The organism is Falsihalocynthiibacter sp. CO-5D18 (genome assembly GCF_041205445.1).
GTDB lineage: Bacteria > Pseudomonadota > Alphaproteobacteria > Rhodobacterales > Rhodobacteraceae > Falsihalocynthiibacter > Falsihalocynthiibacter arcticus.
The window spans coordinates 54,234-80,518 of the sequence record NZ_JBGFCF010000012.1; the positions used below are offsets into that span (position 1 = coordinate 54,234).

At 53.8% G+C, this 26,285-nt stretch carries 23 protein-coding genes and 1 pseudogene; 10 read left to right on the forward strand and 14 right to left on the reverse strand.

Going from position 1 to position 26,285, the window contains the following annotated elements; translation table 11 throughout:
• Positions 1-14: 14 nt before the first annotated feature.
• Both AB9F27_RS15535 and AB9F27_RS15540 read right to left on the reverse strand, forming a co-directional pair.
• A complete protein-coding gene (locus AB9F27_RS15535; protein ID WP_369757922.1) occupies positions 15-1,706 on the reverse strand; it encodes a glycosyltransferase in 1,692 nt (563 codons plus the stop codon).
• Positions 1,707-2,585: an HlyD family efflux transporter periplasmic adaptor subunit gene (locus AB9F27_RS15540; RefSeq protein WP_369757923.1), complete on the reverse strand. Its 879-nt coding sequence runs from the start codon at positions 2,583-2,585 to the stop codon at positions 1,707-1,709.
• A gap of 733 nt (positions 2,586-3,318) precedes the next feature.
• On the opposite strand from AB9F27_RS15540, the pseudogene AB9F27_RS15545 reads away from it, so the two are divergent.
• A pseudogene (locus tag AB9F27_RS15545) lies at positions 3,319-5,829 on the forward strand (arylsulfatase).
• A 989-nt stretch (positions 5,830-6,818) separates the two neighbouring features.
• On the opposite strand, the gene AB9F27_RS15550 reads toward AB9F27_RS15545, so the two are convergent.
• A complete protein-coding gene (locus AB9F27_RS15550; RefSeq protein WP_335584849.1) occupies positions 6,819-7,517 on the reverse strand; it encodes a hypothetical protein in 699 nt (232 codons plus the stop codon).
• A gap of 1,038 nt (positions 7,518-8,555) precedes the next feature.
• Entirely contained in the window at positions 8,556-8,867 is a 312-nt protein-coding gene (locus AB9F27_RS15555) for a YbaK/EbsC family protein (RefSeq protein WP_335584850.1), read from the reverse strand.
• A 144-nt stretch (positions 8,868-9,011) separates the two neighbouring features.
• Between AB9F27_RS15555 and AB9F27_RS15560 the strand changes: the two genes are divergently transcribed.
• The 3 genes from AB9F27_RS15560 to AB9F27_RS15570 are packed head-to-tail and all read left to right on the forward strand — an operon-like array spanning position 9,012 to position 12,538.
• On the forward strand, positions 9,012-11,795 hold the full coding sequence (locus AB9F27_RS15560) for a glutamine-synthetase adenylyltransferase (protein ID WP_335584851.1): 2,784 nt from the start codon (positions 9,012-9,014) through the stop codon (positions 11,793-11,795).
• Positions 11,788-12,063, forward strand: coding sequence for a hypothetical protein (locus tag AB9F27_RS15565; protein ID WP_335584852.1), 276 nt, complete (start codon positions 11,788-11,790; stop codon positions 12,061-12,063). The genes AB9F27_RS15560 and AB9F27_RS15565 overlap by 8 nt, the downstream gene beginning before the upstream one ends.
• Before the next feature lies 1 nt (position 12,064).
• Positions 12,065-12,538, forward strand: a complete 474-nt coding sequence (locus AB9F27_RS15570) for a dual specificity protein phosphatase family protein (protein WP_407067049.1) — start codon at positions 12,065-12,067, stop codon at positions 12,536-12,538.
• A 47-nt stretch (positions 12,539-12,585) separates the two neighbouring features.
• Here AB9F27_RS15570 and eda read toward each other — a convergent pair whose 3' ends face one another.
• Positions 12,586-13,227, reverse strand: coding sequence for a bifunctional 4-hydroxy-2-oxoglutarate aldolase/2-dehydro-3-deoxy-phosphogluconate aldolase (gene eda / locus AB9F27_RS15575; RefSeq protein WP_335584854.1), 642 nt, complete (start codon positions 13,225-13,227; stop codon positions 12,586-12,588).
• 58 nt (positions 13,228-13,285) lie between these two features.
• Entirely contained in the window at positions 13,286-15,091 is a 1,806-nt protein-coding gene (gene edd, locus AB9F27_RS15580) for a phosphogluconate dehydratase (protein ID WP_335584855.1), read from the reverse strand.
• Positions 15,092-15,322: 231 nt separating this feature from the next.
• On the opposite strand from edd, the gene AB9F27_RS15585 reads away from it, so the two are divergent.
• The 4 genes from AB9F27_RS15585 (at position 15,323) to AB9F27_RS15600 (ending at position 18,130) form a co-directional block, all read left to right on the forward strand.
• The gene (locus tag AB9F27_RS15585) at positions 15,323-15,490 is read left to right on the forward strand and encodes an RSP_7527 family protein (RefSeq protein ID WP_335584856.1); all 168 of its coding nucleotides are present in this window, start codon (positions 15,323-15,325) and stop codon (positions 15,488-15,490) included.
• 192 nt (positions 15,491-15,682) lie between these two features.
• Positions 15,683-16,336, forward strand: a complete 654-nt coding sequence (locus AB9F27_RS15590) for a DUF6778 family protein (protein ID WP_335584857.1) — start codon at positions 15,683-15,685, stop codon at positions 16,334-16,336.
• 53 nt (positions 16,337-16,389) lie between these two features.
• Positions 16,390-17,589 (forward strand): RSP_2647 family RNA methyltransferase, encoded by a 1,200-nt coding sequence (locus AB9F27_RS15595; RefSeq protein WP_335584858.1) that lies wholly within the window; start codon positions 16,390-16,392, stop codon positions 17,587-17,589.
• Positions 17,582-18,130 (forward strand): RSP_2648 family PIN domain-containing protein, encoded by a 549-nt coding sequence (locus AB9F27_RS15600; RefSeq protein ID WP_335584859.1) that lies wholly within the window; start codon positions 17,582-17,584, stop codon positions 18,128-18,130. The genes AB9F27_RS15595 and AB9F27_RS15600 overlap by 8 nt, the downstream gene beginning before the upstream one ends.
• Positions 18,131-18,215: 85 nt before the next feature.
• On the opposite strand, the gene AB9F27_RS15605 is transcribed toward AB9F27_RS15600, so the two are convergent.
• The 6 genes from AB9F27_RS15605 to AB9F27_RS15630 all read right to left on the reverse strand — a co-directional run bounded on the left by AB9F27_RS15605 (position 18,216) and on the right by AB9F27_RS15630 (position 23,234).
• Positions 18,216-18,713 (reverse strand): hypothetical protein, encoded by a 498-nt coding sequence (locus AB9F27_RS15605; protein ID WP_335584860.1) that lies wholly within the window; start codon positions 18,711-18,713, stop codon positions 18,216-18,218.
• A 494-nt stretch (positions 18,714-19,207) separates the two neighbouring features.
• Positions 19,208-20,389, reverse strand: a complete 1,182-nt coding sequence (locus tag AB9F27_RS15610) for a VWA domain-containing protein (protein ID WP_335584861.1) — start codon at positions 20,387-20,389, stop codon at positions 19,208-19,210.
• 1 nt (position 20,390) lies between these two features.
• The gene (locus tag AB9F27_RS15615; RefSeq protein WP_169798746.1) at positions 20,391-20,558 is read right to left on the reverse strand and encodes a hypothetical protein; all 168 of its coding nucleotides are present in this window, start codon (positions 20,556-20,558) and stop codon (positions 20,391-20,393) included.
• Between the two features lie 28 nt (positions 20,559-20,586).
• Positions 20,587-21,954: a DUF2927 domain-containing protein gene (locus AB9F27_RS15620; RefSeq protein ID WP_335584862.1), complete on the reverse strand. Its 1,368-nt coding sequence runs from the start codon at positions 21,952-21,954 to the stop codon at positions 20,587-20,589.
• Positions 21,955-22,398: a GNAT family N-acetyltransferase gene (locus AB9F27_RS15625; protein WP_335584863.1), complete on the reverse strand. Its 444-nt coding sequence runs from the start codon at positions 22,396-22,398 to the stop codon at positions 21,955-21,957.
• Positions 22,395-23,234, reverse strand: coding sequence for an AAA family ATPase (locus AB9F27_RS15630; RefSeq protein ID WP_369757924.1), 840 nt, complete (start codon positions 23,232-23,234; stop codon positions 22,395-22,397). The genes AB9F27_RS15625 and AB9F27_RS15630 overlap by 4 nt, the downstream gene beginning before the upstream one ends.
• 183 nt (positions 23,235-23,417) lie before the next feature.
• Between AB9F27_RS15630 and dksA the strand changes: the two genes are divergently transcribed.
• Positions 23,418-23,840, forward strand: coding sequence for an RNA polymerase-binding protein DksA (dksA, locus tag AB9F27_RS15635; RefSeq protein WP_039002196.1), 423 nt, complete (start codon positions 23,418-23,420; stop codon positions 23,838-23,840).
• 72 nt (positions 23,841-23,912) lie between these two features.
• On the forward strand, positions 23,913-25,097 hold the full coding sequence (locus AB9F27_RS15640) for an FAD-dependent monooxygenase (RefSeq protein WP_335584865.1): 1,185 nt from the start codon (positions 23,913-23,915) through the stop codon (positions 25,095-25,097).
• On the opposite strand, the gene xth is transcribed toward AB9F27_RS15640, so the two are convergent.
• A complete protein-coding gene (xth, locus tag AB9F27_RS15645) occupies positions 25,094-25,900 on the reverse strand; it encodes an exodeoxyribonuclease III (RefSeq protein WP_335584866.1) in 807 nt (268 codons plus the stop codon). The genes AB9F27_RS15640 and xth overlap by 4 nt on opposite strands.
• Before the next feature lie 31 nt (positions 25,901-25,931).
• Positions 25,932-26,255, reverse strand: coding sequence for an iron-sulfur cluster assembly accessory protein (locus AB9F27_RS15650; RefSeq protein WP_039002200.1), 324 nt, complete (start codon positions 26,253-26,255; stop codon positions 25,932-25,934).
• Positions 26,256-26,285: the final 30 nt, after the last annotated feature.

A 26,285-nucleotide genomic window follows, 5' to 3' on the forward strand; every position in this document is an offset into this window, starting at 1 on the left:
TTGATGAGAACGGGTTAGGGCGTTCCAGCCACAATCAGAGAGGTTTTCTCCGGAGCGTCGGCGATATGCTTTTCCTCACGCGGCAATTCGACAAATGCTATCAACGTCATCGACAAGACGAGGACATTGTAGAGCGTCCAGAACAACACCACAGATTTTCCCTGTCCCGCGTCATTGAATGAAAACCCGTCGAAGAATATGCCGATCAGCAGGCCCCCGATGGTCAGCAGCAGCAGGATCAAATAAGGCCTCAGCAGATCCCACTGAATGATGATACGGCTGCGATCGCCGCCTTTCGCCGTCACTTTAAAGGGGTGGCCATTGGGTTGGATCAGGCCGACGATGGCCGAGCGGGCGATGGGGATGGCCCCGAGGATCTGGCTGACGTCGTTGAGAATAGGGATGACCATGCCCCGCGCGACCACATTCATCGCCAACAGAACCCACATGTAATAAACCCCGAAATAACCGATCACATCGGCAACTTCGGCATTCACGACTGTGATGTTGAAATACCAATACAGCAGCGGATAGGTCAGCGCCGCCAGTCGGAACGGGAACGTACTGAGCCAGTAGAGGACGGCGTCGATCACGCTCCACCTATCGCGCAAACGCAGGTTGTTGCGGGCAAACGGCCCGACGCGGCTACGCGCGATTTGCATCATGCCCAGACACCAGCGGGACCGTTGCTTGACGTATTCCTTGAGGCCCTCGGGGGCGAGCCCCTCCGTCAGCGGTTCGTCCAGATAGGCGGTGTCCCAGCCGCCATCGCGCAAGACCAGCGTCATCATGAAATCTTCGGTGATGCTTTCGGTGGGAAAGCCACCAACATCCTGTACCGCCTGCCAGCGCATGACAGACGATGTGCCACAACAAAACGCAATGCCCCAAGCATCGCGTGCGGGCTGTAAATGATCAAAAAAGAACCGCTGTTCGTCGGGGTAAGACCGGCTTAGCCCAAGATTATGCTGGATCGGATCGGCGTTAAAAAAGTGCTGTGGGGTTTGCACCAGTCCAATTTTCGGGTCATGGAACAGTGCAAGTGAGCGGCTGAGAAAACCGCGGTGCGGCACAAAATCGGCGTCGAGCACGGCAATGTAATCGGGAGGCACCGCGTCCTGCGCCAACACCCGTAGCGCATTGTTCATATTGCCTGCTTTGGACCCGACATTGTCGTCGCGCGTAACATATCGGACACCCTGCGTGCCGCAATAATCGCGCAACCAGTCGCGGCGGCCATCGTCGAGAACCAGCACCGCTTTGTTGGGATGATTCAGTGCTTTGGCCCCGATAATCGTGCGTTCAAGGATTTCAAGCTCTTCGTTGTAGGAGGCAATCAAAATGGCGACACGTGGGGGGGACGCGGCGTCCCACCAGTTAATCTGCGCTGTCGCTTCGTCCCCGCGATGGCGGATGCGTGACATAATCACGAATGAGCTAAGCGAGCTGATAATCGACAGGGCCTCAAGCCCCAGCAGCGACCAACTGGCCAAACAGTCCCAAGTTAATCCCGCCGGAGCGATAGTTTCGGTCGCGCGCCACCACAGATACCGAAGCGCCAACACTCCAGCAACCGCGAACATCGTGCTGCGATGCCAGTGGTTCTTTTCGTCAAACCACAGCGGCAAAATAATGGCGATCCCCAACACCAGCATGACACGGATGAGGCTGCTTTCGATGTCACTCAGATATAGGAACTCGTGCATTTACTTCAGCAAGTCCCGAACCCAGTCCAAGGGGCGCGTCTCAAAGAACACTCGACCTGTTTGGCCGACCGTGCAGCGCAATTCCGTATTCTTGCGCAACTCCGGCACCAGCAAGGCAATGTCATAGCGTTCAAGGTGTTTGATCGACGGTGCGACCGCCAAGTTACGGTAGATCGTTTCAGCACCTGCGCCGGCGATGCGCGTGATCGTCCCGTCATACAGCGTTTCGACACCTTCCAGCCGGAACTTGGCGGGTTGGCCGACGCGCAGGTGGTTATAGACGTTGTCGGGCACCGAAAGAGTGACCAAGGCTGAATCGCAGACCATCAGTTTCAAGATATCCTGCCCGCGCTGCACGACCTCATTGTCATCGGCGAGAACTTCCCACAAAAGACCGTCGGTCGGGGCGGTAAGGTTGGCATTCGAAAGACGGGTAATCCGCGTATTTTCCTCAAAAAGGCGCGCGTCAATGGCAGCAAGTCGGCTGCGGGCCTCGCTTAAATAGACGTTGAGGTCCGACTGCCCAATGCGCGTATCTGTCCGCGGGCTGCGGTTTGCCAAAACCTCCGGATCGGCGGAGCTGTCGCTGGTGTTGGCTTCGACCTGATCTGCACCGAAAGCCACGAGGCGCTCAACTTCCGCCGCAGCAAAGGCAAGCTCCATGCGCAGGTCGTCACGCCGAACACTATCGACCAGCGGATCGTTCAGCGTCGCCAATGCCTCACCTTCTTGAATAACCGTCCCGAAAGGACGCATCGGCATATCCAGCGTTCCCGCAATCGGCGCGCGTACCGTCGACAATCGTGCGTTCACGACCGCGTCTGAACTGACGCCCGTGATTTGTTCACCAACAATAACCCAGAGGGCAAACAGGATCACTATCAACCCCACCAAAAGCCTACCAAATCGCATCTCGCAACCCATTCATTTTGTGGAAAACTGCCCCATGCAGCAGACGAATCAACTCTTCGTAAAGACGAGTTTCTACGTCATCCTTAGTCTAGAATTATGGCAGAGTGAGAGAATTTTTCATTACGTATTGTCCAGCGCCATAAAAATTTCGGGCTGAAGATACACAGGTGGCAAAGCAGCCGTTCTCACGAAGTTTAGACAAAGAATGGTCTCCGGCAGAAATGATCCATGGATCAAAATCGCATGCCGCTACTCGCTCTGTGGCCACTAATATTCATTTCGTCTGCATAGCAGACCCTGGTGCATTCCGTAGCGAACGGATCCTTTCCGCCCTTAGTGTTTAATGACACGAACGGCCGATAACTGCCCTTCATATAGGTAGCGACTAAAGGCAGCTTCCAACTCAAAGCGGCACTAGCACCAAAATTCTGGTGCGCTGACGTTGCGATAGCCGCCCGCACGATCTATCTCTGTATTGACTGTAATAACGTGTTCAGTCTGGAGAAAATTCGAGGAAATGAATGCATGATACCTCTCTTTGTCTATCCTCTGCGAGGAGATTGACAAAGAGGGCGACTCGTTCGTTGTTGCTTTCCCGCTTCCTTCAAAAAGTAGTTCCCAAAATTGCAAATGGGGCTACAATTAGAATCGAATAGCGAAGTATTTTTTTAAACTTTTTGATTAATAAGGGGGGGTAGCAATGAACCTGAATTCAGCAAAGTTCAAGTTTACATTGGCCGTTGCAATTGCGGCGGCGTCACATTTTTCGGTCACAGCATCCGCGCAAACAATCACAGGTACTCCGGGAACGCCGTCGGCAACGACGACCATTAATGGTTTACAGATTCCGGTGCCACCTCCAGAATTCAAAGGCAAGATCGAGCGCAATGCGACGGCATCAGAGCCTTACTGGGCACCGCAAATTGCTCCGGCCAAAGGGTCGCCAAACGTCCTTTTGATTATGACCGACGATACGGGCTATGGCACTCCGTCGACGTTCGGGGGTGTGATCCCGACTCCTGCTCTGGATCGGGTCGCCGCGATGGGCGTCAGTTTCACAAACTTCAATTCGACGGCTCTGTGCTCGCCGACGCGGGCGGCGCTTATCACGGGGCGCAATCACCACTCCGCCGGATTTGGCGTCATCGCCGAACAAGCCACCGGATACCCTGGTTACAACAGCATCATTGCCGATGACAAAGCGACCGTCGGCACCATCCTAAAAGACAACGGATACCGCACATCGTGGTTCGGCAAAAACCACAATACACCCGCCTTCCAAGTCAGTTAGAATGGCCTCTTTGATCAGTGGCCTATCGGCATGGGTTTTGAGTATTTCTATGGGTTTATGGGCGGCGACACCAGCCAGTGGACACCAGGGCCGTTGATGCGCAACACAACTCCGATTTATCCTTATGTAGGCGACCCGGACTACAACTTGATCACGGCCATGGCGGATGAAGCCATCGATTATATGAACCGGATTAATACGCTGGCACCTGAGCAGCCTTTCTTTGTGTATTATGTTCCGGGCGGCGTGCATGCGCCACATCACCCAACCAAAGAATGGATCGACAAGATCAGCGATATGCACCTGTTTGACAAAGGGTGGAATGAACTGCGCGCGACCATCTTTGCCAATCAGAAAAAGCTGGGCGTTATTCCCCAACACGCGGAGTTAACTCCTTGGCCAAAAGATTTGCTGAAACCTTGGGATACTCTCACGGACGACGAAAAGAAGATGTTCATTCGTCAAGTTGACGTGTTTGCGGCTTATGTTGCCTATACCGACCACGAAATCGGCCGCGTCATTCAAGCCGTCGATGATATGGGCAAACTTGATAACACGATTATCATGTACATCAGCGGCGACAACGGCGGCAGCGCCGAAGGCGCTTTGATCGGCACCCCGAACGAGGTCGCGGCGTTCAATGGCGTGAATGTTCCAATCAAAGATCAGCTGTCTGAATTCTACGACGAATGGGGCAGCAACGAAACCAACCCCCACATGACAGTTGCATGGTCTTGGGCCTTTGACACGCCGTTCTCATGGACCAAACAGGTGGCTTCACACTTTGGTGGCATTCGTCAAGGGATGGCCATTGCATGGCCTGATGTGATCAAAGACAAGGGCGGTATTCGCCACCAGTTCCACCACGTTATCGACATTGTTCCGACAATCCTTGAGGCGACGGGCATTACCCCACCTGCCGTGGTCAATGGCGTACCTCAAAGCCCAATCGAGGGAGTTAGCATGGCGTATCTGTTTGATGCCGCCAATGCCGACGCGCCTTCAACACACCACACCCAGTATTTCGAAATGATGGGCGATCACGCCATTTATCATGACGGCTGGATTGGCAGCACGAAAGTTGTGCGTCCACCGTGGGAAATCACCGGTCCTGTGAACCAAGACCCCGCAGGCACACCGTGGGAACTCTATGACCTGAATAAAGACTGGACGCAGGCGCACGATGTGGCTGCCGAAAACCCAGAAAAGCTCAAAGAGATGCAGGCGCTTTTCTGGAAAGAGGCCGAGAAATATCAAGTCCTTCCCTTGGATGCGTCCGTGGCGACCCGCTTGGTCACACCACGGCCAAGTTTGACGGCTGGACGCGATGAATTCGTCTGGAAAGGGACCTTTACAGGCACACCGAACGGCGATGCTCCTTCGGTTCTGAATACGTCCTACACGATCACGGCAGAAGTGGATGTACCCGAAGGTGGCGGCGATGGCATGATCCTGACACAGGGTGGTCGTTTCGGCGGATACGGCTTCTATCTTCTCAAAGGCAAACCCGTGGTGACTTGGAACCTGCTGGACCTTGAGCGGATTCGCTGGGAAGGCGCTGATGCCCTTAGCGCTGGCAAACATACCGTAGAGTTCGACTTTAAATATGACGGACTTGGTATGGGCACTCTGGCTTACAATAGCATGAGTGGCATTGGTCGATCTGGGACTGGTGAGTTGAAGGTCGACGGTAAGGTTGTCGCCACGCAAAAAATGGAAAAAACCATTCCATTGATTTTGCAGTGGGATGAAAATCTGGATGTCGGGGCCGACACTGGCACCGGCGTCGACGATAAGGATTACCAAACCCCGTTTGCGTTCACTGGTACGCTGGAAAAAGTGACCCTTAAGGTGGCTCCTCCGGTTCTAACAGAAGCTGACAAAACCAAGCTGAAGGAAGCTATGGTTACCAAAGACTAAACGGCAACAACAGTTTCCACACCCCGCGGTCAATCGCTTCGGGGTGTGGAAATACTGAAACGTCCTCAACGATTGGTTGGGGAAATTGCTATAAAAACTCCCTCACCAGAAACGAGCTCTCCCAAAAGCGACTGACGGCGCTCAAGGACGCCAGTTGGTTCTGTCGAAAAGTTTTCCCATGGCAAAGCAATGCGGGTGGCATGCCTTGAAGGAATTTGTTTTTTTGCGAACCCTAAGCGAATTTTTAAACCCCGCTAACGTTGCCGCTTCTAAATAAAACGTCTTTAGGCCGAGCATTGGCCCCGCTTTTGTTGATTGCACTCTGGTCTGGAATTCCACCGTCGTCAAAATCGAACGTTTCTAGTCTAAATCTCGTTTTAAATTGCCAGAAGCCAACCAACTAAACGTCGAAAATGAGCGAATATCGAGTGTTCAAAATTGATCGATGAACGAGTGTTTCATTGAATTTGTTCCAGCTCCAAATAAAGTATTCGTGGTCGAATTAACGAGTGACAATGTAAAAGGTTTGGTCTGATAAAATTAGTTGGCAATCGAATATGTATATCAAAAGCAACAGGCCAATAAATGTTATTTGGGTCACTTCCTTGTCTGCAAAGCAGACTTTAGCGCTTGAAAGAGCGAGTGTCTGCATTCCGCCCTAAGTCGAAATGTGCATGGTGCAGGATTCGGGACATTTCCCTTTCCCATCACGGTCGCGAACTGCCCAAAGCTGCCGTTTGCAGTCTGTGCTGATGCCGCATTGCAGCTTCACACAAGCGGACATTGAGGCATGCAAGTTCTTGCGCTCGCGAACCGGTATGCTCAGTTGGACCTGTCGAGTTACATGAGCGTTTTTGTGATTATTTGCATAATGGCGTCGAACCAATAGGGGTATTGGGTTGTGACGGTTTCGTAGAACTTGACGATCAACAGTTTGTTGTCAGCGATCCAACTAATGACGTCGGCACTGATCACCGCATTAACGGCGACTACAACCTTCGACGATTAAATCGCCCAGACCTTCCGAGCAATCGCACTAATGATATTTTGATACGGTTCTGTAAGGACACCTCGGCGATCTGTGCAGAGGGTCCTTCACCCTTTGCAGCGTCCTGATCGAGTAGTGATAACGGAACTGCAGCTTCGGCTATTAGCACTGTTGTCGCGCTTGTTCGTGTATCGGCAATCCTATCATCTACTTTTTGCGCTTCTGGGTCGCGTGGCCCATTTAGGTATTCACGCATTTTCCGCTCAACCTCTGAGGCTCCTAGATGGCTTAAAGAGAATATTCCATGGGGTTCAAGCAGGTCTTTCAGAGTAGCAGCTGTGAGGGGCGGGAGTTCGTCATTTAGTCGACCTTGGTTAATGGCGCTGCAATGCGCTTCATGCCGTGGTCTGAGGGTGTTTGCTGCGGACCAAAGGGAACTAACGAGGATATCTGGCGATTTTTGGTCGAACAAATTGCGATAGTTGGAGGCAGTTTCGACAAGGGAGGCTCGTTCGTTATCGCCGTCGCGGACCGAGGCCATGAGAGCGCGGACTTTTTGGCGACATTTTTCCTGCAGAGCTCTCGGTTCTCGGTCGTTCGGGCCAAGAGGTTTGTCGTTTGCGCCGATGGGGCCGTCATCGGGCATTAAATAGCTCGGGGCGTTTGGTCGTTCGTCTGGAATAATCTTGACGGCGGCCATTCAGTGAGCAAATCAGGTAGTCGAGGTTTTATTTGTACGCTCGCACGTAGCGACAATTTCAGAAAAAGCTTAGAGTTTGTGGTCGAGGTTTGCTGCTGCGCAATTTGCGAAAAGTAGGCCATTATCAAGTAAGCTGTTTCCCTGTACTCTCAAATCTTTGATCGTGCGCAGGTCGCAGGTCGCAGGTCGCAGGTCGCTGATACGCGAGCCGCGAAGATCCAGCTTGGTCAAGCTTAAGAGGGAAAAAAGAGGCTCTGCGGAAGTGATTTCGGTGGCGTTGAGATCAAGCTCAGTCAAGTTTGTAAGGGTATTGATTTCCGGTGGGATAGCTTCAAGATCTTTGTCCCAAAACTAAAGTTGCTCGCGTCGAAGTTAATGGCGATCAGAATTTGAGCTCTTCTAAAGGCGTCTTGGGCTTTGAACATGCATCAGCTCCCTTTGTGGGTAAACTAGGAGCAGTGCTATGGGATAGAAAGGGCGTGGATTTTCTGGAACTTTTCAGCCTTTCCAGCGGGTTGCTTTCAGTTGGGACCGTCCTTACCTGTTCACCATACTGGGGAGTTCGGAAGGGCGCTTCTGGCCGGTATTCGTCGGAATTGCAGCAAAGGCCCGCAATCCATCCGTCGTGGCGGTTTCAACTTAGCTCTGTATGGTCGAGCGGCGAAGTTCTCTTTTGGCGCTCTGTCGATCAAAATTCTCTAATCGCAGCGAAAGTCCGGTTCCCGCCGACAGAGTTGATCCCCTTGATTTGTGCCACAATAAGTCCAAAATTTCTTTCCAGTTCAGAAGGTTTTATCAACTTAAATTGCCGGTCAAACGGGCGCCTGAAGCCCCGTGAACCCCATAATTAGCGCCCTTTGAGCGTAACTGTGGGGTTTGCAGCTATTCTTTGATTTCGCCAATACGGGCTTAAACCGCCATTTTGACACTCGAATGATAGGCTCTATGGAATGCCAATTTTGGTTGCACAACTTTTCGCCGGGCCCTTTAAATAAGGCCTGTCACAGCATCATCCCACTTGTTCCCGCTTACTGCAGGTTACGGTGTCAAACTACATTCTAGGAGACGGGGATCAAAAAACGCACGTGGTTGGGAAAGGTGCCCAATCGGAGAGACGCCGCCAATCGCGAACCCTGTTTGGGCGCGAATGAGTTTTGCGTCCGCTTTTCCCAACGTTCCCCCGACGAGGGCGCTGGCCGTAATCGCACAGATTTTCTTGCCGCCCGCCGTGATGAAAAGCACTGCTGAGCCGTCTTCCTCATTTCGGGAAATGATAGATTTGGCGATTTGATCCACCTCACAGCTCGCTGCATTTGCTGCGGCTTGAGCGGTGCGCGTGCCTTCGCTCACTTCTAGAATTTCGACTTTCAGGCCAGCGGTTTAGAGGGCCGCTCGGACAGGTTTTAAACTTTTGCTGATCGGGGTATGCCTCAAATCTCTTCAGGGTCCACAAGGCTTATTGACCCTCCCGTCTTTCCCCCGCACGATCAAAAAATGACATTTCAAAATCGTATGACCCGCGCGCCGATTCCTTTTGACCTTGATCGCGGAATTGACGCGCGCGCGGCCTTGCCAGATGTGACGGGGCCCCTTGGGGATTTGATCGCAGGGGCGGCGGGGTGTTCGCCTTATTTGTTTAGCTTAATGTGCCGCGAAGCCGAGTGGATTTCGCCCGCGCTCAATGGTGCGCCGGAGGAGGCTTTGGCACTGGCTTTGGACGACTTGAAGGCCCTCGCGCCCGATGAAATGGCCGCTGGATTGCGCCGCGGTAAACGCCGTATTGCGCTGTTGGCGGGGCTTGCGGATTTGGCCGGCGTTTGGGATTTGGCGCAGGTCACACAGGCCCTCACGGATTTGGCCGATACCGCCGTCGACCGCGCGATCCGCACGACAGTTTCCCAAGAAGCGCGGCGCGGAAAACTTCCCGGATTTGCGCGCGATTCCGAGGAAATTACGGGAGGCATGGTTGCGCTCGCGATGGGGAAAATGGGCGCAGGGGAGTTGAACTACTCCTCCGATATCGACCTCATTTGCCTGTTCGACGAAAGCCAATACGAAGATGACTCCTATTTCGATGCCCGCACCAGCCTTATTCGCGCGACTCGCCGGATGGCAACGCTGCTTTCGGAGGTCACGGGCGACGGATATGTGTTTCGCACTGATCTGCGGTTGCGGCCTGATCCGAGTTCGACGCCCGTGTGTATGGCGATGGACCCCGCCGAGCGTTATTACGAGAGCATGGGGCGTACGTGGGAGCGCGCGGCCCATATCAAAGCGCGCCCTGCAGCGGGGGATATTGATGCGGGCGAGGCCTATCTGGAACGACTGGTCCCTTTCGTTTGGCGAAAGCATCTGGATTTTGCCGCGATCCAAGACGCTCATGATATTCGCCTAAAAATTCGCGCGCATAACGGGTTTACGGGCGCGATTACCCTACCGGAACATAATATGAAATTGGGTCGCGGGGGTATTCGCGAAATCGAGTTTTTCACCCAAACCCGCCAGTTGATCGCAGGGGGGCGTGACCGTGAATTGCGCGGGCGGGGCACTGTTGCGATGCTCGGGGAGTTGGCAAAAAAGGATTGGATTCCGTCAGAGACGGCCAAGATTTTGGCCACACATTATAGGGCCCATCGCGAAGTTGAACACCGTTTGCAAATGATTTCCGACGCCCAAACCCACACCCTCCCAAAGACCGAGAAAGGGTTTCAACGGTTGGCAAATTTCATGGGGCAGGGCGATGTCTCTGTTTTGAAACGCGAAATTCGTGAGCGGTTGGAAGAGGTCCATGACCTGACCGAGAGCTTCTTTGCGCCCACGCAAGCCCGCGCGGCCCCCGAAGTGAGCGCCGAGATGAAGAATGTGATGGCAGGGTGGCCGAGTTATCCCGCGTTACGGTCCTCGCGTGCGGTGCATATATTTGAACGCTTGAAGCCCGAGATACTGTCGCGCGTGATGGCTTCGGCGTATCCTGAGCAAACCTTGAGGCAATTCGATGGGTTTTTAGCGGGATTACCTGCTGGGGTGCAGTTGTTCTCGCTCTTTGAGGCCAATCCACAACTCATTGACCTTATTCTGGATATCTCCAGCATTGCCCCGAATTTGGCCAAATATCTGGCCAGCAATGCACAAGTTTTTGATGCGGTTATCGGCGGAAGTTTCTTTGATGCTTGGCCGGGTTTAGAGGCGCTTCAAGGCGACCTTTCCGTCATGCTCGCGGGCTATTCCGACTATGAAAGCCAGTTGGACGCGGTGCGCCGCTGGATGAAGGAATGGCATTTCAGGATCGGTGTGCACCACCTGCGTGGATTGATTTCGGCAAACGAAGCAGGTCAGCAATATGCGGATTTGGCACAGGCAGTTTTGGCCGAGGTTTGGCCCGTCGTCGGGGTGGAATTCGCGCGCAAACATGGCACGGTTCCGGGACGTGGGGGCGTGGTTTTGGGGATGGGCAGCCTTGGCGCGCGCAGGCTTCATGCCGCCTCTGACCTTGATCTCATCGTGATTTATGACGCGCAAGATGTTGAGGAGAGTGACGGGCGGCGGCCTTTGGCGGTGCGGACCTATTTCGCCCGTTTAACGCAGGCTTTTGTTACGGCGCTTTCGGCTCCAATGGCGGAGGGGCGTTTGTATGAAGTGGATATGCGGTTACGGCCCTCTGGGCGCGCTGGCCCCGTTGCCACTAACTGGGCCGCGTTCAAGTCCTATCAACTTGAGGAAGCTTGGGTTTGGGAGCATTTGGCCCTGACGCGGGCGCGACCTGTGGCTGGCAACGAGGCACTGGCGGCAGAGTTTGAAGCTTTTCGGGCGGAGGTTCTTGGGCAAAACGGTGCTGCGGATCGGGTGATTCCGCAGGTTGCCGAAATGCGCGCGCGTATTTCTGTCGCAAAAACTCCACAGGGGGACAACGACGCAAAAATCGGCGAAGGCCGTTTGCAAGATGTAGAACTTTGTGCGCAAGCGGTGGCCTTGATGGCAGGATTTACCGGCTTTTCCGTCGCCGAGCAAATTCAGGCAGGAAATCTATTACCTGCGCAAAAACAAACTCTTATGGAGGCGGGACAATTAATGTGGCAGTTGCAAGCGGCGGCGCGTCTTTTGAATGAGGGGCCATTGAATGTTGAGGACATCGGAGTTGGCGGGGTGCATTTTCTTTTGCGGGAAACAGGGTGTGAAAGCCTCGATGACATGAGAAATCGCCTTGCGGAAGCCGCGAATTCCGCCCAAATGGTTATTGAAGACCTGTTTGGCCAACCAAAGGAGCCCCTTGATGACTGATGCGAGATTTGATCCCAAGGGATTGATTAAAGATTGTTTTTCGATGGATGGCATCACGGACGTGGAATGTCGTTCGGTGTTTGTCGATTGGGCGTTGAGTGTACCAGCTGATGTGGATACGCGTGAGGCGCTTGAGGCGCTAAATGTGCAATATCAACAGGGTCCAGAGGGGCATCCCATGCTCACGGTTCTCAAGGAGAGTTTGTTGGAACCCGCTGTCACAGGACGCCGTGGCGGCTGGTCGGGGCGGCGTACTGGTCGCACGTAACGTGTCAACGATTGAAGCGTTTGCCGTCGCGACTCCTGCGCGAGGAGCGTTTTTTATCATGCCACATCCAGCTGAGAGTGCGGCATTTTCTGTGTTGGCAAAAAGAGGCGTTCAGTCGATTGTTTCCCTTTTGGAAGCAATCGAGGCGGACAAGCTAGGATTGGCCCGTGAGGCGGAGCAATGTACCGCAGAAGGAATTGAGTTTCGCAATATGCCGATTGCCGATTTTGCCTTGCCGGATGGTAAGCAATTCGCTGATATCTTGCGCCTGATTTGCACCGATTTAGAGGCGGGCAAATCGGTGGCAGTTCATTGCCGCGCAGGAATTGGTCGCTCGGGGATGGTGGCATGTGGGGTGCTGATGCGATTTGGTGCGACGGCGCAGGAAGCACTTGTTCAGGTCTCAAAGGCACGGGGTGTGGATGTGCCAGATACTGCAGAGCAACGCGCCTTTATTGAGGATTTTCGGCCCTAGTAAAAATCCCGCCACATATACGTAGCGGGATTTTTGAATTTAGGGTCTTAGCGGGAAAGCGCTGCGGCTTCGCGGGCGAGGGCTTCGATGCCCTCCCAATCGCCAGCTTCGACGAGTTTCTTCGGCGCGACCCAGCTTCCGCCGACACAAAGCGTGTTGGAAAGGCCGAGATAATCGGGCGCATTCGCAAGGGACACGCCGCCCGTTGGGCAGAATTTCACTTGCGGGATCGGACCGCCGATGGAGGCCAGCGCTTTGGCGCCGCCATTGGCTTCTGCGGGGAAAAACTTCTGGGTGGTATAGCCACGTTCCAAAAGGCGCATGGCCTCGGTCGAGGTCGCGATTCCGGGCAGGAGCGGCAAGCCCAACTCTTCACAGGCATCCAAAAGAAGATCGGTCGCGCCAGGCGACACACCAAATGTCGCGCCAGCTTCGATGGCGTTTTTGACGTCTTGAGGGGTGAGCAGGGTGCCCGCACCGACAACACCGCCGGCAACTTTTGCCATTTCGCGGATGACCTCAAGAGCGCAAGGCGTACGCAAGGTTACTTCGAGAGCAGGAAGCCCGCCCGCGATCAGGGCTTGGGCGAGGGGGCGCGCGTGGGCCACGTTATCGACAACGAGAACGGGGACAACAGGCGCCAAAAGGCAGATTTCGGTGGCGCGTTTGCTAGCGTCTTGTGGGGTCACTTTGGGGGTCTCCTAAAAGGAATTTTGGGCCGCTGGGCGGCTTATATTATGTCTCGAACTAAACGACAACAGCCGCGCCTTCAGTGGAGGAGCCAACGTTATCGCGGAACACCGAAAACAACTCGCGGCCAATGCCGTGGCCGTTGTCCGACAGATCGGGCTGTGCGGCGGGACGCGCGTCAAACCCTTCCTCAAGGACGTTGAGCTTGCCGTTGATCGCGTCAACCTCGACGATATCGCCATCGCGCAATTTGGCCAGTGGTCCACCAACGGCCGCTTCGGGCGAGACGTGAATGGCGGCCGGAACCTTGCCCGATGCGCCAGACATGCGGCCATCGGTAACAAGGGCCACGTTGAGGCCGCGATCCTGCAGCACCATGAGGCAGGGCGTGAGGCCGTGCAATTCGGGCATACCGTTGGCCTTGGGCCCTTGAAAGCGCACGACGATCACCGTGTCGGTGGTGAATTCCCCCGCTTTGAAGGCGTCTTTTACGGCATCTTGGCTGGCGAAAACACGAGCCGGTGCAGTGAGGGTTTGACGCGCGGACTCCACCGCCGAGACTTTCATCATGCCAGTCCCAAGGGAGCCTGAGAGCCGTTTTAAGCCACCCGCCGTGTTGAATGGGTTGGTTGCGGGGCGCAAAATCTTTTCGTTTTCGCTCTTGCTGGGGCCAGTTTTCCACTCAACAATTCCGTCAATAAGCACGGGATCAAGCGCGTAGGGCGCAAGGCCTTGGCCCATGACGGTTTTTACATCGGGGTGGAGAAGACCCGCAGCCAGAAGCTCGCCAATAACAAAGGCAAGGCCCCCCGCCGCGTGGAAATGATTTACGTCGGCGAGGCCGTTTGGATAAACTTTGGTCATCAAGGGAACGATGGCCGAGATATCCTCAAAGTCTTGCAACTCGATGATAATCCCCGCCGTGCGCGCCATAGCAGGGAGGTGCAGCACAAGATTGGTCGAGCCGCCCGTGGCCATCAGGCCAACGATGCCATTCACAAAGGCACGCTCGTCTAGGATGTCGCAAACGGGGGTGTAGTCGTCCCCCAAGGCGGTGATTTCAAGGGCGCGTTTGGCTGCGGCATTGGTAAGGACGCCGCGCATATCACCTTCGGGTGGCACAAAGGACGCTCCGGGCAGGTGAAGGCCCATGAATTCCATCAACATCTGGTTCGAATTCGCGGTACCGTAAAACGTACAGGTGCCTGCGCCGTGATAGGAGGCCATTTCCGCAGCCATAAGCGCGTCGCGGCCCACTTCTCCGGTGGCAAATTTCTTGCGCACGGCGGATTTTTCGTCGTTGGGGAGGCCACTGCTCATGGGGCCAGCGGGGATAAAGACCGTTGGAAGGTAGCCAAAGGTCGCTGCTGCCATCACCATTCCAGGAACGATTTTGTCACAGACGCCAAGGAAAACCGCCGCGTCAAACGTATTGTGGCTGAGGGCAATGCCTGAGGCCAAGGCAATCACGTCACGTGAAAAGAGCGACAATTCCATGCCGACTTGGCCTTGGGTGACGCCGTCGCACATGGCCGGAACGCCACCAGCAACTTGCGCTGTAGCACCGACAGACCGCGCGGCTTCCTTGATCTGGTTAGGGTAGGTCTCAAACGGTTGGTGCGCCGAGAGCATGTCGTTATAGGCCGTCACAATCCCAAGGTTGGGCGCGCGATCGGCGGCAAGTGTATCCTTGTCATCGCCCATAGCCGCATAGGCGTGTGCTTGGTTACCACAGGAGAGGTGCGCGCGACGCGGCCCTTCACTGGCGGCAAGGCGCATGCGGGACAGATAAATGTCACGGCTGGGTTTGGAGCGTTGAATAATACGGTCGGTGACGGCTTGGAGTTGAGCGTTGACGGTCATGTCATATCCTTTGGGCCAAGGAGGAAAGGGAAGTGATAGGGGCAGGTAGCACATCCTGTTAGCGCTAACAATAGAGAGTTCAACTTGTTCACCAGATTTTGACAATACCCGCGCATTCCTAAGGTATTCGAAAAACGCAAGTCGGGCATGTCGAAACATCTGTAGTCACGCAAAGCCAGTTGGCCTAAATGGAAGGTAAGAAATTATCGACTTATCCGTAGGAGGCCTACCATGGCTCTAGTGATCAATAACAATACTAAAATCGACATGTTTGAAATTGAAAAACGCGCACGCGCCCTTCGCGCACAAGCAACACGCGATATGGTTAAAGCCATTGGCGCCTTCGTGAGCCGTCTTGTGCATAGCGGTGCAGCAAAGCCCGTCGCAACAAGCGCGTAAGACCTACTAAATCTACAAGATCCGTCGAGGGTTGCGTGAAAACGCGACCCTTTTTGGTTTTCTAAGGCTACGAATTTCACGATAAAGCCCCATCATGAGCGCGAAATTGCCCTGTATCCTGCGCATTGTCGCCCCAATTCACCTCCAAAGTTAATGTGAGCAGAAAACAGGGCAGAAGCCCGGAGGTGAAAGATGAAATCTATCAAAGCTATATGCGTTTTTGCCGTGGCCCTAACACTCTCAGCATGTGCTGGCACCGAACAAGTGAGCCGAGGCACAACTCCCGCGTTTCCAGTTGTTATGGCTCCAGCGGTTCTTACCGTTGATGCTGTCAACGTTATTGTACCAGAATCGCTGAAGGTCTCCGAGGCGCATCTTTTTTACCCATTTGCCGACATTGTATGGCGCGGTGATGTGCTTGGCGACCGCCACGATCAAGTTGCCTCTATCTTTACAACCGGAATGGGACGCGGCGCGAAAGCCTTTAGCGGCAAGCGCCATGTCGTCGTTGACATACAAGTCCTTCGGTTCCATTCCTTGACCGAGCGGGCGCGCTATTCCGTCGGCGGTGTTCATTCGATCAAATTCGTCATGAATGTACGGGATTCTCAAACGGGCGCGCTTCTGATGGACTCAAAAGTGATCAAGGCCGACTTAAATGGCTATGGTGGCGCGCGGGCCGTTGCAGCGGAACAACGTGGTTTGACGCAAAAGGTGCGTATTACATCCCATATTGCAGGTGTCTTGCAACGTGAGTTGACCCAATTGAGCACGCGACTTGAAGGAAATCCGGGTCAAATGTTTACCGTGAGCCCCTCTACGAACGTTTTGGACGACGCCGCATAGCACAAAGGGCGCAAGACCCTTTCCATAGCTGAAAATTACGCATAAGAGGGGGCATGACGCATCCCTCTTATCCCATTATCCGCCTTAAACCCAACGCCGAAGCTCGCGCAATCCGCCACGGCTTCCCTTGGGTTTACGCCAATGAACTCGTGACAGACCGCCGCACAAAAGCGCTGGCGTCCGGTGCTTTGGCCATTCTCGAAGACACAAATCGCGCCCCGATGGGCGTTGTGACACTCAACACAAAATCCAAAATCATCGCCCGTATTCTGGACCGTGATCCAGAGGCCACGATTGACGCGGCATGGTTTGAGGCCAAGCTTCGCCGTGCGCTTGATCATCGCGAACGGCTGTATGACACGCCGTTTTACCGGCTTGTGCACGCCGAAGCAGATGGCCTTCCTGGGATTGTGATCGACCGCTTTGGTGATGTCGCTGTGATCCAGCCAAATGCCGCGTGGGCGGAGGAGCTCTTTGATACATTGAGTGCCGCCTTGATCAAAGTTACCGGTGTAACAACCGTCGTGAAAAACGGCACGGGCCGCGCCCGCAGCCTTGAGGGGCTGACCGAGGAACTTGTTGTAATGACAGGTGAAATCGACGCGCCAATCCCTGTGCCGATGAATGGTGCCACCTATATGGCGGACATTCTGGGCGGCCAGAAAACCGGCTTGTTCTTTGACCAACGCCCCAACCACGCCTTCACCCAGCAGCTCAGCAAAGGCGCAAAAGTCCTTGATATGTTCTCGCATGTTGGCGGGTTCTCCCTCGCGGCCTTGGCTGGCGGCGCGACATCGGCACTGGCCGTTGATAGCTCCGCAGGCGCGCTCGAACTCGCCCGCCAAGGGGCTGTTGCCAGTGGCTTTGAGGATAAATTCACCACCCGCAAAGGCGACGCGTTCGACGTCTTGGCCGCTTTGGCCGAAGAGGGCGAAACCTTTGACGTCGTCGTCTGTGATCCACCTGCCTTTGCCCCTTCCAAAAAGTCGCTCGAAGCAGGTTTGCGCGCTTACGAACGGATTGCCCGTCTTGCGGCAACCTTGGTAAAACCGGGAGGCTATCTGGTTGTGTGTTCGTGTTCTCACGCTGCAGACCTCCAGAAGTTCCGCAACTCAAGTGCACGTGGAATCGGCCGCGCTGGTCGACGTATGCAATTGGTCAGCACGAATTTCGCAGGCCCCGATCACCCGCTTTTGCCGCATTTGGCAGAAAGTGGATACCTCAAGGCGCTGACTTTCCGTCTTGATGTCTAAGATCCTTCTCGACGCTTGTGTCCTCTATCCTACCGTTATGCGTGCAGCCCTCATTGGGGCTGCGCGTGCAGGGCTTTATACGCCGCTTTGGTCGGAACGTATCTTGGAAGAATGGGCGCGGGCCGCGGCGCGGCTTGGCCCTGTTGGCGAAATGATCGCTCGTGGGGAAGTGACTGTTTTAAAAGCGGAATTCCCGCGTTCCTGCATCGCCGAGGCCAAGGGGCTTGAACGCCGACTTTACCTACCCGATGCCAACGACATTCACGTTTTTGCCGCTGCAATCGCAGGGCATGCGGATGCTATTGTCACGATGAATCGCAAAGATTTTCCGGGGAATATTCTGGCCGAAGAAGGTCTGGACCGCTTTGATCCCGATAATTTTCTGCGGGCGTTTTGTACGACACATCCCAAGATAATGAACGATATCGCAGCTGAGATAACAACAGAAGCACGCCGTCTGTCTGGTACGGATATCGAAACCCGCAAACTCTTTAAAAAGGCCCGTTTACCAAGATTTGGCAAGGCCGTAGAGCAAGTCTAAATGCTGTGCGATGGCAGAATTAGAAAGAGGCGGGGTGTAATCCACGCCGCCTCTTTTTCCGTTAAAGGGGTATTAACCAAGTCGCTTACCAATCGGCAATCTCGATCAATTCCGCAGTTGTATAGGACGCAGGGTCAAGGCCAAGTACGGCTGCAAGTTGACGTTTGCCAGGGCTCACAGCATTCGGTGCGATCTCACTGATTTCACCTGCAGCGCGCGCTTTGATGAACGCGATTTTTTCCAGATCATTCTCGTTTTCGGCTACAGAAAGCTCAATGAGAGTCGAAGCAGAGTATCCATTGGTGGATACGCCTTCGATAGCAGCCAATTCAGCGACGCCTCCGCTTACATTTCCAGTGTAGTCTGCGCGCGACACGCGGTTTTCACCCAAGAGGTAAAAATTCAGTTTTTCATCGTCTTGAGTTTTGCGTGCTTGGTCGATTTGGATCAATTCCGCTGTTGTATAAACGCCAGCTTCAACTCCTGCAATTTTAGCGAGTTGATCGTTACCTGCATTGGCAGCACCAGCGAAAGGAAGGGCTACTGCAAGAGCGAGAGCGGAAAGAGTTATTTTGTTAAACATGATAGTCTCCATTTGGATGCGACAAGATCCTGATTCAGCAATCGTTGCCGCGTTTCTATGATAGACAGATATGCGGTGCTCGCAGCTTTAAAAAGGGGAGCTTCGTTCACAGTAAAATGATCTTAGTCTTTGGAAACTAAGTCATTTTTTCGTGAGGGGGTTGAAATAGAACGCCCTCGCACCGAATGAGTAAAATATCATAAAAGGGTGCTTTTTTCAAGGTAGCGCTGTGCAAGACCGCACCAAACATGCGCGGAAAGTTGCACAGGCGCGAATGCAGGTCTCATCTGCATTTCCGCACAGTTTGGGCGGGTTGACGTACTCAAAACGTCACAGGGGGGCTGTAGGTATAATTTTTGCCGAATTTCCAAGTGTATAGTTGAATATGCGATTTAGGGTCGGAGGTTTGTGTGAACTTCGAGCAATAAGTCGATGCGGTAAAATATTACAGAAATGAGGCCAAATTTCGGACAAAATAGTCGGACATTTTCCGCCTATGTCAGGATTTTCATCGCTTTTGTAAGCCCATCAAGACTCATTGGGACCATTTTGTCATCAAAAATATCGCGAACCATGTCGATGGATTGGGTGTAGGGCCAGTATTTCTGGTCCAGTGGGTTGATCCAGACGTGATTTGGCCATTGCTCACAGGCGCGTTCGAGCCACGTTTGCCCAGACTCGTCATTCCAATGTTCGTTCGCGCCACCTTTATAGGCGATTTCATAGGGGGACATCGATGCGTCGCCCACGAAAATACAGCGGTAATCCGTTCCATAGCGGCGCAGAATATCCCACGTGGGGATTTGCGCGTTCCAGCGTCGGGAATTGTCGCGCCACACCCCTTGATAGAGGCAGTTGTGGAAATAATAGTGTTCGAGATGTTTGAATTCGCTCCGTGCGGCGGAAAAAAGTTCCTCAACCAGTTTGATATGGGCGTCCATACTGCCGCCGACGTCCAGAAACAGCACAACCTTGATCGCGTTGTGCCGCTCGGGGCGGGTGATTACATCAAGATAGCCGTTATGGGCAGTGGCACGAATAGTTCCATCGAGATCAAGCTCTTCATTCGCTCCATCGCGCGCCCAGTTGCGCAACCGTTTCAACGCGACTTTGATATTGCGCGTCCCTAGGGCAACGCTGTCGTCAAAATCGCGAAACTCTCGCTTGTCCCAAACCTTGACCGCGCGTTGATGGCGGCTTTCGGATTGCCCAATGCGCACGCCTTCGGGATTGTAGCCATGCGCGCCAAAGGGGGAGGTGCCGCCGGTACCGATCCATTTGTTGCCGCCTTGGTGGCGCTCTTGCTGCTCCTTGAGACGCTCTTTGAGGGTCTCCATCAGTTTATCAAACCCGCCCAAACCTTCGATTTCGGCTTTTTCCTCTGCGGTGAGGTGCTTTTCTGAAATTTTCTCGAGCCAATCAGCGGGAATATCAACTGCCTCAAGGACTTGGGCATCCGTAATCTCGGCGATGCCGTCGAAACTTAGCGCGAAGGCTTTGTCAAAACGATCAATGTGGCGTTCGTCTTTGACCATCGCGGTGCGCGCGAAATAATAGAAGGTTTCGATGTCATAGGTCGCGATTCCCGCCTGAAGGCCGCGCAAAAACACCAGAAACTCGCGCAGAGTCACGGGGACATTCTGGCTGCGCATTTCGGTGAAAAAGCGCAGGAACATGTCAACCCACGGCGCGTGCGAAAATCAACGTGATAATGACTGAAAGGAGGCCGAAAATCAGGGCGAAAACGGTTGCGTAATGGACATAATCCAAGGTTGCACCCTCGCGACGACGGGCAAAAAGCGCCCCAACAAGGGCACCGGCGATCAAGGCAAAAATTGTGTTCATATATTTCTCACTCTGGCATTGAACCGCGCTAGGACCGTGTAGAAACCAATCCTGAAATCTCGGCTTGGCGACGGCGGATCGCGTTTATATCGGCAAACCCATATCGTGCCCAGCCAAGGCTGTCGAGGGCGACGGCCTGTGCCTCTGCGTCGCGCCCCAAAAGGAGGAGGGCCTCTGATTTAATCATCAGGAGGGTTGAAAGCAAAATAGCGTTCTCTGAGGCGCGGGCGTCGGCCAGATGGCTGTCGGCGATTTGCAGCGCGGCTTTGCCGTTGCCGTCGATCAATGCAAACCCCGCCAGTTGCATCCCGATATGCGCTAACTGTGCTTGGGTGTTGCCCGTCTGAATGTAATATTGGCGTGCTGTGAGAAATTGTTTGAGGGCATAATCCGTATTGGTCGACAAAAGCATACGGGAATACACATAGTGGGAAAAGGCGCGTCGTGTATCCGTCCAGCCATACTTTTGTGCTATTTCAACGGCTTGTGCGGCAGACTGTGTGCGTTTTTGTTTTGGGTTCCCCGGTGAGAGCGCGGTCTCGATGGCGCGTTTCCACTCTACGGGCGTTTGAAGGGCAGGTGCCGGGTGCACAGCTCCTCCCGATGGGTTGAGGCGTTGGAGAACCGTGGGAAGTGCGGCTTGAACCGCGCTACTGGTCATTCCGGAGCGTAGTTCTGGCGCGTAATAGGTGCGCAGAATGAGCATGTCAAAGCCCGTAAGGATTGTATGGAAATTGTCATCGTTAAACACGCTGTCCGGCAGACGATAGAGATCATTTAGCGGCCCAAGCGCTTGGGCGAGTTCTTCGTGCAGACAGTCCCGAAACTCTTGTGTACTCACGTCATTCGGGATGAAAATCGCTGTGTGTTGGCGCGATCTTAGGGTCGTCCAATCGGTGACTGCGCCACGCCGGTTGCGCTTGTAATCGGACCAATTCGTAATGCGTGGCACGACAAAACAGGCCGCATTAGGCAGGTACTTTTGCAGCGTCCTGCGGGAAATGGTTTCTATATTGATCGACGCCGTTTTATTTTGGGGAACCATCGTGATCTGAATGCCAGCCTCGCGCTGGATACGCGCCAAAAGGCGGGCCAATTCGTTGTCGGCACCCGGCGGGCGCTTGCCGCTCATGCGGACGGTGATCGGCCCCTCAAAGCGCGACAGGGTTTCGATCCGGCGGCCACTTTCCAGACGAAACGAAAGATCAAGGAAGTCTTGTGCGATCTGGCTATTGGAGCGATTGGCCCGTGGAATAGCGGTGCCGGAAAAGGTTTTCATCGCGGGAAATGTATTGCCGTCAAACTGGGTTCGAGAATCTCTGCGGGCGGTAGGTTCATGGACCGTTGGCGCTGCACAGGCTGAAAGAAGTAGGAGGAAGGCAATTTTTTTAAACATTTATGGTCCCTGATATTTGAGGAAAGGGGTCAGACTTGCAATCCTATCATAAAGCTGACGGGCTTGGGCATTATCTTGAGCGGTATTCCAATAAACGGACGGATTTCCCGCCTTAGCGGCTTTTTCATAGACGGCTTCAATGAGGGCGCGCCCAATGCCTTTGCCGCGCACATGCGGATCGGCCCAGAGGTCTTGCAGATAGCAAACGTCTTCAATTTTCCATCCGTGGCGGTGGAAAATATAGTGGGTTAGGCCAACAGGCTTACCGTCAATCTCTGCGATCAACCCGTTGAAATCGCGCGGGTCATCCCCCAAGAGGCGCTCAAAATATACGTCATAAATGTGGTCGGGAAGGGTGGTTTTGTAAAAGGACAGATATCCGCGCCAAAGGCGACTCCACTCGGATTTGTCCTCAAGTGTTAGGGGCCTAATATGGACGGTCATCGTTGCCCTCGTGCGATAAAGGCGAGGCGTTCAAAGAGAGCAACATCTTGCTCATTCTTCAACAATGCCCCGTGAAGTTTCGGAAGGGACGACCGCGCATCGCGTTTCAGGTCTTCTGCGGTGAGGTCTTCGGCAAGCAATAGTTTTAACCAATCTAATACCTCGGATGTGGAGGGCTTTTTCTTGAGCCCTTGGGTGTCACGGATTTCATTAAATTGGGTCAAAGCTGTGGTCAAAAGCTGTTCTTTTATGTTCGGATAATGCGTTTTGACGATCGCTTTTAGCGTGTCGAAATCGGGAAAACGAATGTAGTGGAAAAAGCAACGACGCAAGAAGGCGTCTGGGAGTTCTTTTTCATTATTGGATGTGATGATCACAATCGGGCGCAGTTTCGCGCTGATTGTTTCCCCTGTTTCATAGACGTTAAAAGCCATTTTATCGAGCTCTTGGAGCAAGTCGTTCGGGAATTCGATGTCGGCCTTGTCAATTTCATCAATCAGCAAAATCACCCGCTCAGGCGAGTCAAAAGCCTGCCAAAGCTTGCCCTTTTTGATGTAATTGCGCACATCGTGCACGCGTTCGTCGCCCAACTGGCTATCGCGCAGGCGACTGACCGCATCATATTCATAGAGCCCTTGTTGCGCCTTGGTCGTCGATTTGATGTGCCATTCCAGCAGCGGCATGTTGAGCGCTTTGCTGATTTGAACCGCGAGTTCGGTTTTGCCCGTTCCAGGTTCGCCTTTTACCAAAAGGGGACGTTCCAAAGTAATTGCCGCATTTACGGCAACCGTCAAATCTTGCGTCGCTACATAAGCGTCCGTACCAGTGAATTTCATAAGGTTTATCGTGGCCTATCTGTAAAGTGTCCGTTGAGCTTACCGTCATGGTGAAAATGCTTCAATGGGGGGCTAAATCGGGGTGACAATCGGTTTAGGATGCAATAAACCACGCGCAGTATGAGGGCGCCTGATAACCGACTCACTCAAAGTTAAGGTATCAGGACTGTACGAGGAGCAGGCATGAAAGCCACTGAAATCTTTTCCGAAGACTATAGTCCCACTGAGGACGAAGACTTCATGAATGACCGCCAAACAGAGTATTTCCGCCGCAAATTGCTGGATTGGAAACACGAGCTTGTCGCGGGAAGCAAAGACACCCTTGAAGGTCTCGCAGACGGAACGCGCAACATTCCTGATGTTGCCGACCGTGCGTCGGAAGAAACCGACCGCGCGCTTGAGTTGCGCACACGGGATCGTCAACGCAAGCTGGTGTCCAAAATTGATGCCGCTCTTCGTCGGATTGACGAAGAAGAGTATGGATATTGTGCGGTCACTGGCGAGCCAATTTCGTTGAAACGTCTTGAAGCGCGCCCCATTGCGACATTGTCCCTTGAGGCACAAGAATCTCACGAGCGCCGTGAAAAAGTTCACCGCGACGATTAAGCGCTCTTAATAACCAATAATTAAAGCCGCCGCCGTATTCATACAGCGGCGGTTTTGCGTTAAGGCAGTTCTATGTTGCTCATTGGTCAAAAAATTAGCGTCCTTGGCGCGGGAATCGGCGGTTTAACCGTCGCCACAGCGTTGGCGCATCGTGGGGCGCAGGTTACGATCTATGAGCAAGCGCCCGAGATCAAAGAGGTCGGGGCAGGCCTTCAAATTTCACCCAACGGGTTTGCAGTTTTGCGGGCCTTGGGGATGGGGGACGCGCTTAGAAACGTCGCGCGACGGGGACGCCGCGTAGAGCTTTTGGATTTTCGGCGCGGCGGTCCTGTGTTCTCGCTTGATTTGGACGTAAACGGCGACGGGTTTCCCTATTATTTTGTCCATCGCGCCGATCTTATTGGCCTCCTTGAAGAGGCCGCCCGCGCTGCTGGTGTTGAAATTAAATTAGGACAACGCATTGAAGCCGTTGATGTCTCTGCAGAGGCCCCGCGTCTGAAGCTGGAAGATGGCACAGAAATTGCCTGTGATATTTTGCTGGGCGCGGATGGCTTGCATTCTAAGGTGCGCGCGGCGCTCAACGGTGAAGCGCCGCCAAGGTTTACGGGCCAAGTCGCGTGGCGTGCAATTGTGCCCTCTGCCGAAAACTCCCGAAACGAGACGACCGTTAAGGTCTATATGGGCCCCGGATGTCACCTCGTTTGCTATCCGTTACGCGATGGGTCAATGACCAATATCGTAGCGGTTCAAGAGCGAGATCTTTGGGCTGACGAAGGCTGGAATCATGCCGACAATCCGGATAATTTGCGGACCGCATTCGCTGCGTTTCGCCCCGAAGTTCAGGCCCTCCTTGCTAAAATTAAGACCACTCAACTTTGGGGGCTTTTCAGGCATCCGGTTGCGCCAATCTGGCACAAAAACAACGCGGCAATTCTAGGAGATGCAGCGCACCCGACTTTGCCTTTTCTGGCGCAAGGCGCGGTTATGGCGTTGGAGGATGCGTGGGTTTTGGCAGATGCGATGATTGCGGCGGAAACTGCGGATCAGGCGTTTGCGCTTTATCAAAATACTCGTTTTTCCAGGGTATCGCGAATTATTGAGGCCGCAAGTCAAAATGCGCGTAACTATCATTTGCGCCCGGGACCGTTTCGCACATTGGCACATGGGGCACTTAAACTCGGATCGCACATCGCACCCCAGATGGCCGCGAAAAAGTTCGACTGGATTTACACCCACGACGTCACAAAAAACACCTAAGCGGCGAGTTCAACCCAGACAGGCACGTGGTCCGAGGGTTTTTCTTTGCCGCGCACTTCGCTGTCGATTTGGCAATCGAGCAGCAAGTCGGCGCATTGCGGCGACAGCAGGAAATGATCGATGCGAATGCCGTTGTTTTTGTTCCACGCGCCAGCCTGATAATCCCAGAAACTATAGTGATCAGGGCCTTGCACGCGGGCGCGGAAAGCTTCGGTGAAGCCAAGATTTAGGATTCGACGCCAAATCGCAAGACTTTCGGGGCGGTAGGCCGCGTCGCCTTCCCATTGGGCGGGGTTGGCAGCGTCTTCGGCTTGGGGAATAATATTGTAGTCGCCGGTCATCAGAACGGGGATTTCTTCGGCCAAAAGGGCCTGCGCGTGGGTATAGAGACGCTCCATCCACCCAAGTTTATAGGCGAATTTACCGCCTGCGACGGGCTTCCCACCGGAGTCCAGTTCCACCGGATTGCCGTTTGGTAAATACAACCCGCAAACGCGGATCGGCGTGTCGCCCATGACAGTCGCTTCGATCCAGCGGGCTTGCTCGTCAGCTTCATCTCCGGGTAATCCGCGCGTGACATCTTCGAGAGGGTATTTGCTCAGAATCGCGACGCCGTTAAAGGATTTCTGGCCGTGGACTTCAACGATATATCCCATGTCCTCAAAAAGTTCGGAAGGGAATCCCTCGTCTACAGTCTTGATTTCTTGCAATAAAACAACGTCTGGTTTGGCCTCTTGAAGCCACTCGGGCAAGGCGTTGATACGGGCTTTGATACCATTGATATTGAATGTCGCAATTTTCATTTTCGCCCCGTCGCCAGTTTTTAGAGAGGTTTTACATGGAAAAGCTGGTGCCGCAACCACAGCTTGCGGTGGCATTCGGGTTTTCGATGGTAAAGCGTGCGCCAATCAATTCTTCCGAGAAGTCGATCACAGCATTCGCAAGAAACGGCAGGGAGACGCTGTCGACAACAACTTTCTCGCCGCCGCTTTCAAGGACCAAGTCCTCATCCAAAGCTTCGTCAAGTTTGATTTCATACTGAAAGCCACTGCATCCGCCGCCTTCGACGGCCACACGCAAAACTTTTCCTTCACCCGCAGCACCGATTTCGGCGAGGCGTTCAAAGGCACGGGGGGTCACTCGGGGTGGCAAAATCATTAGCGCGTTTCCATTCTGTTACCAAACACA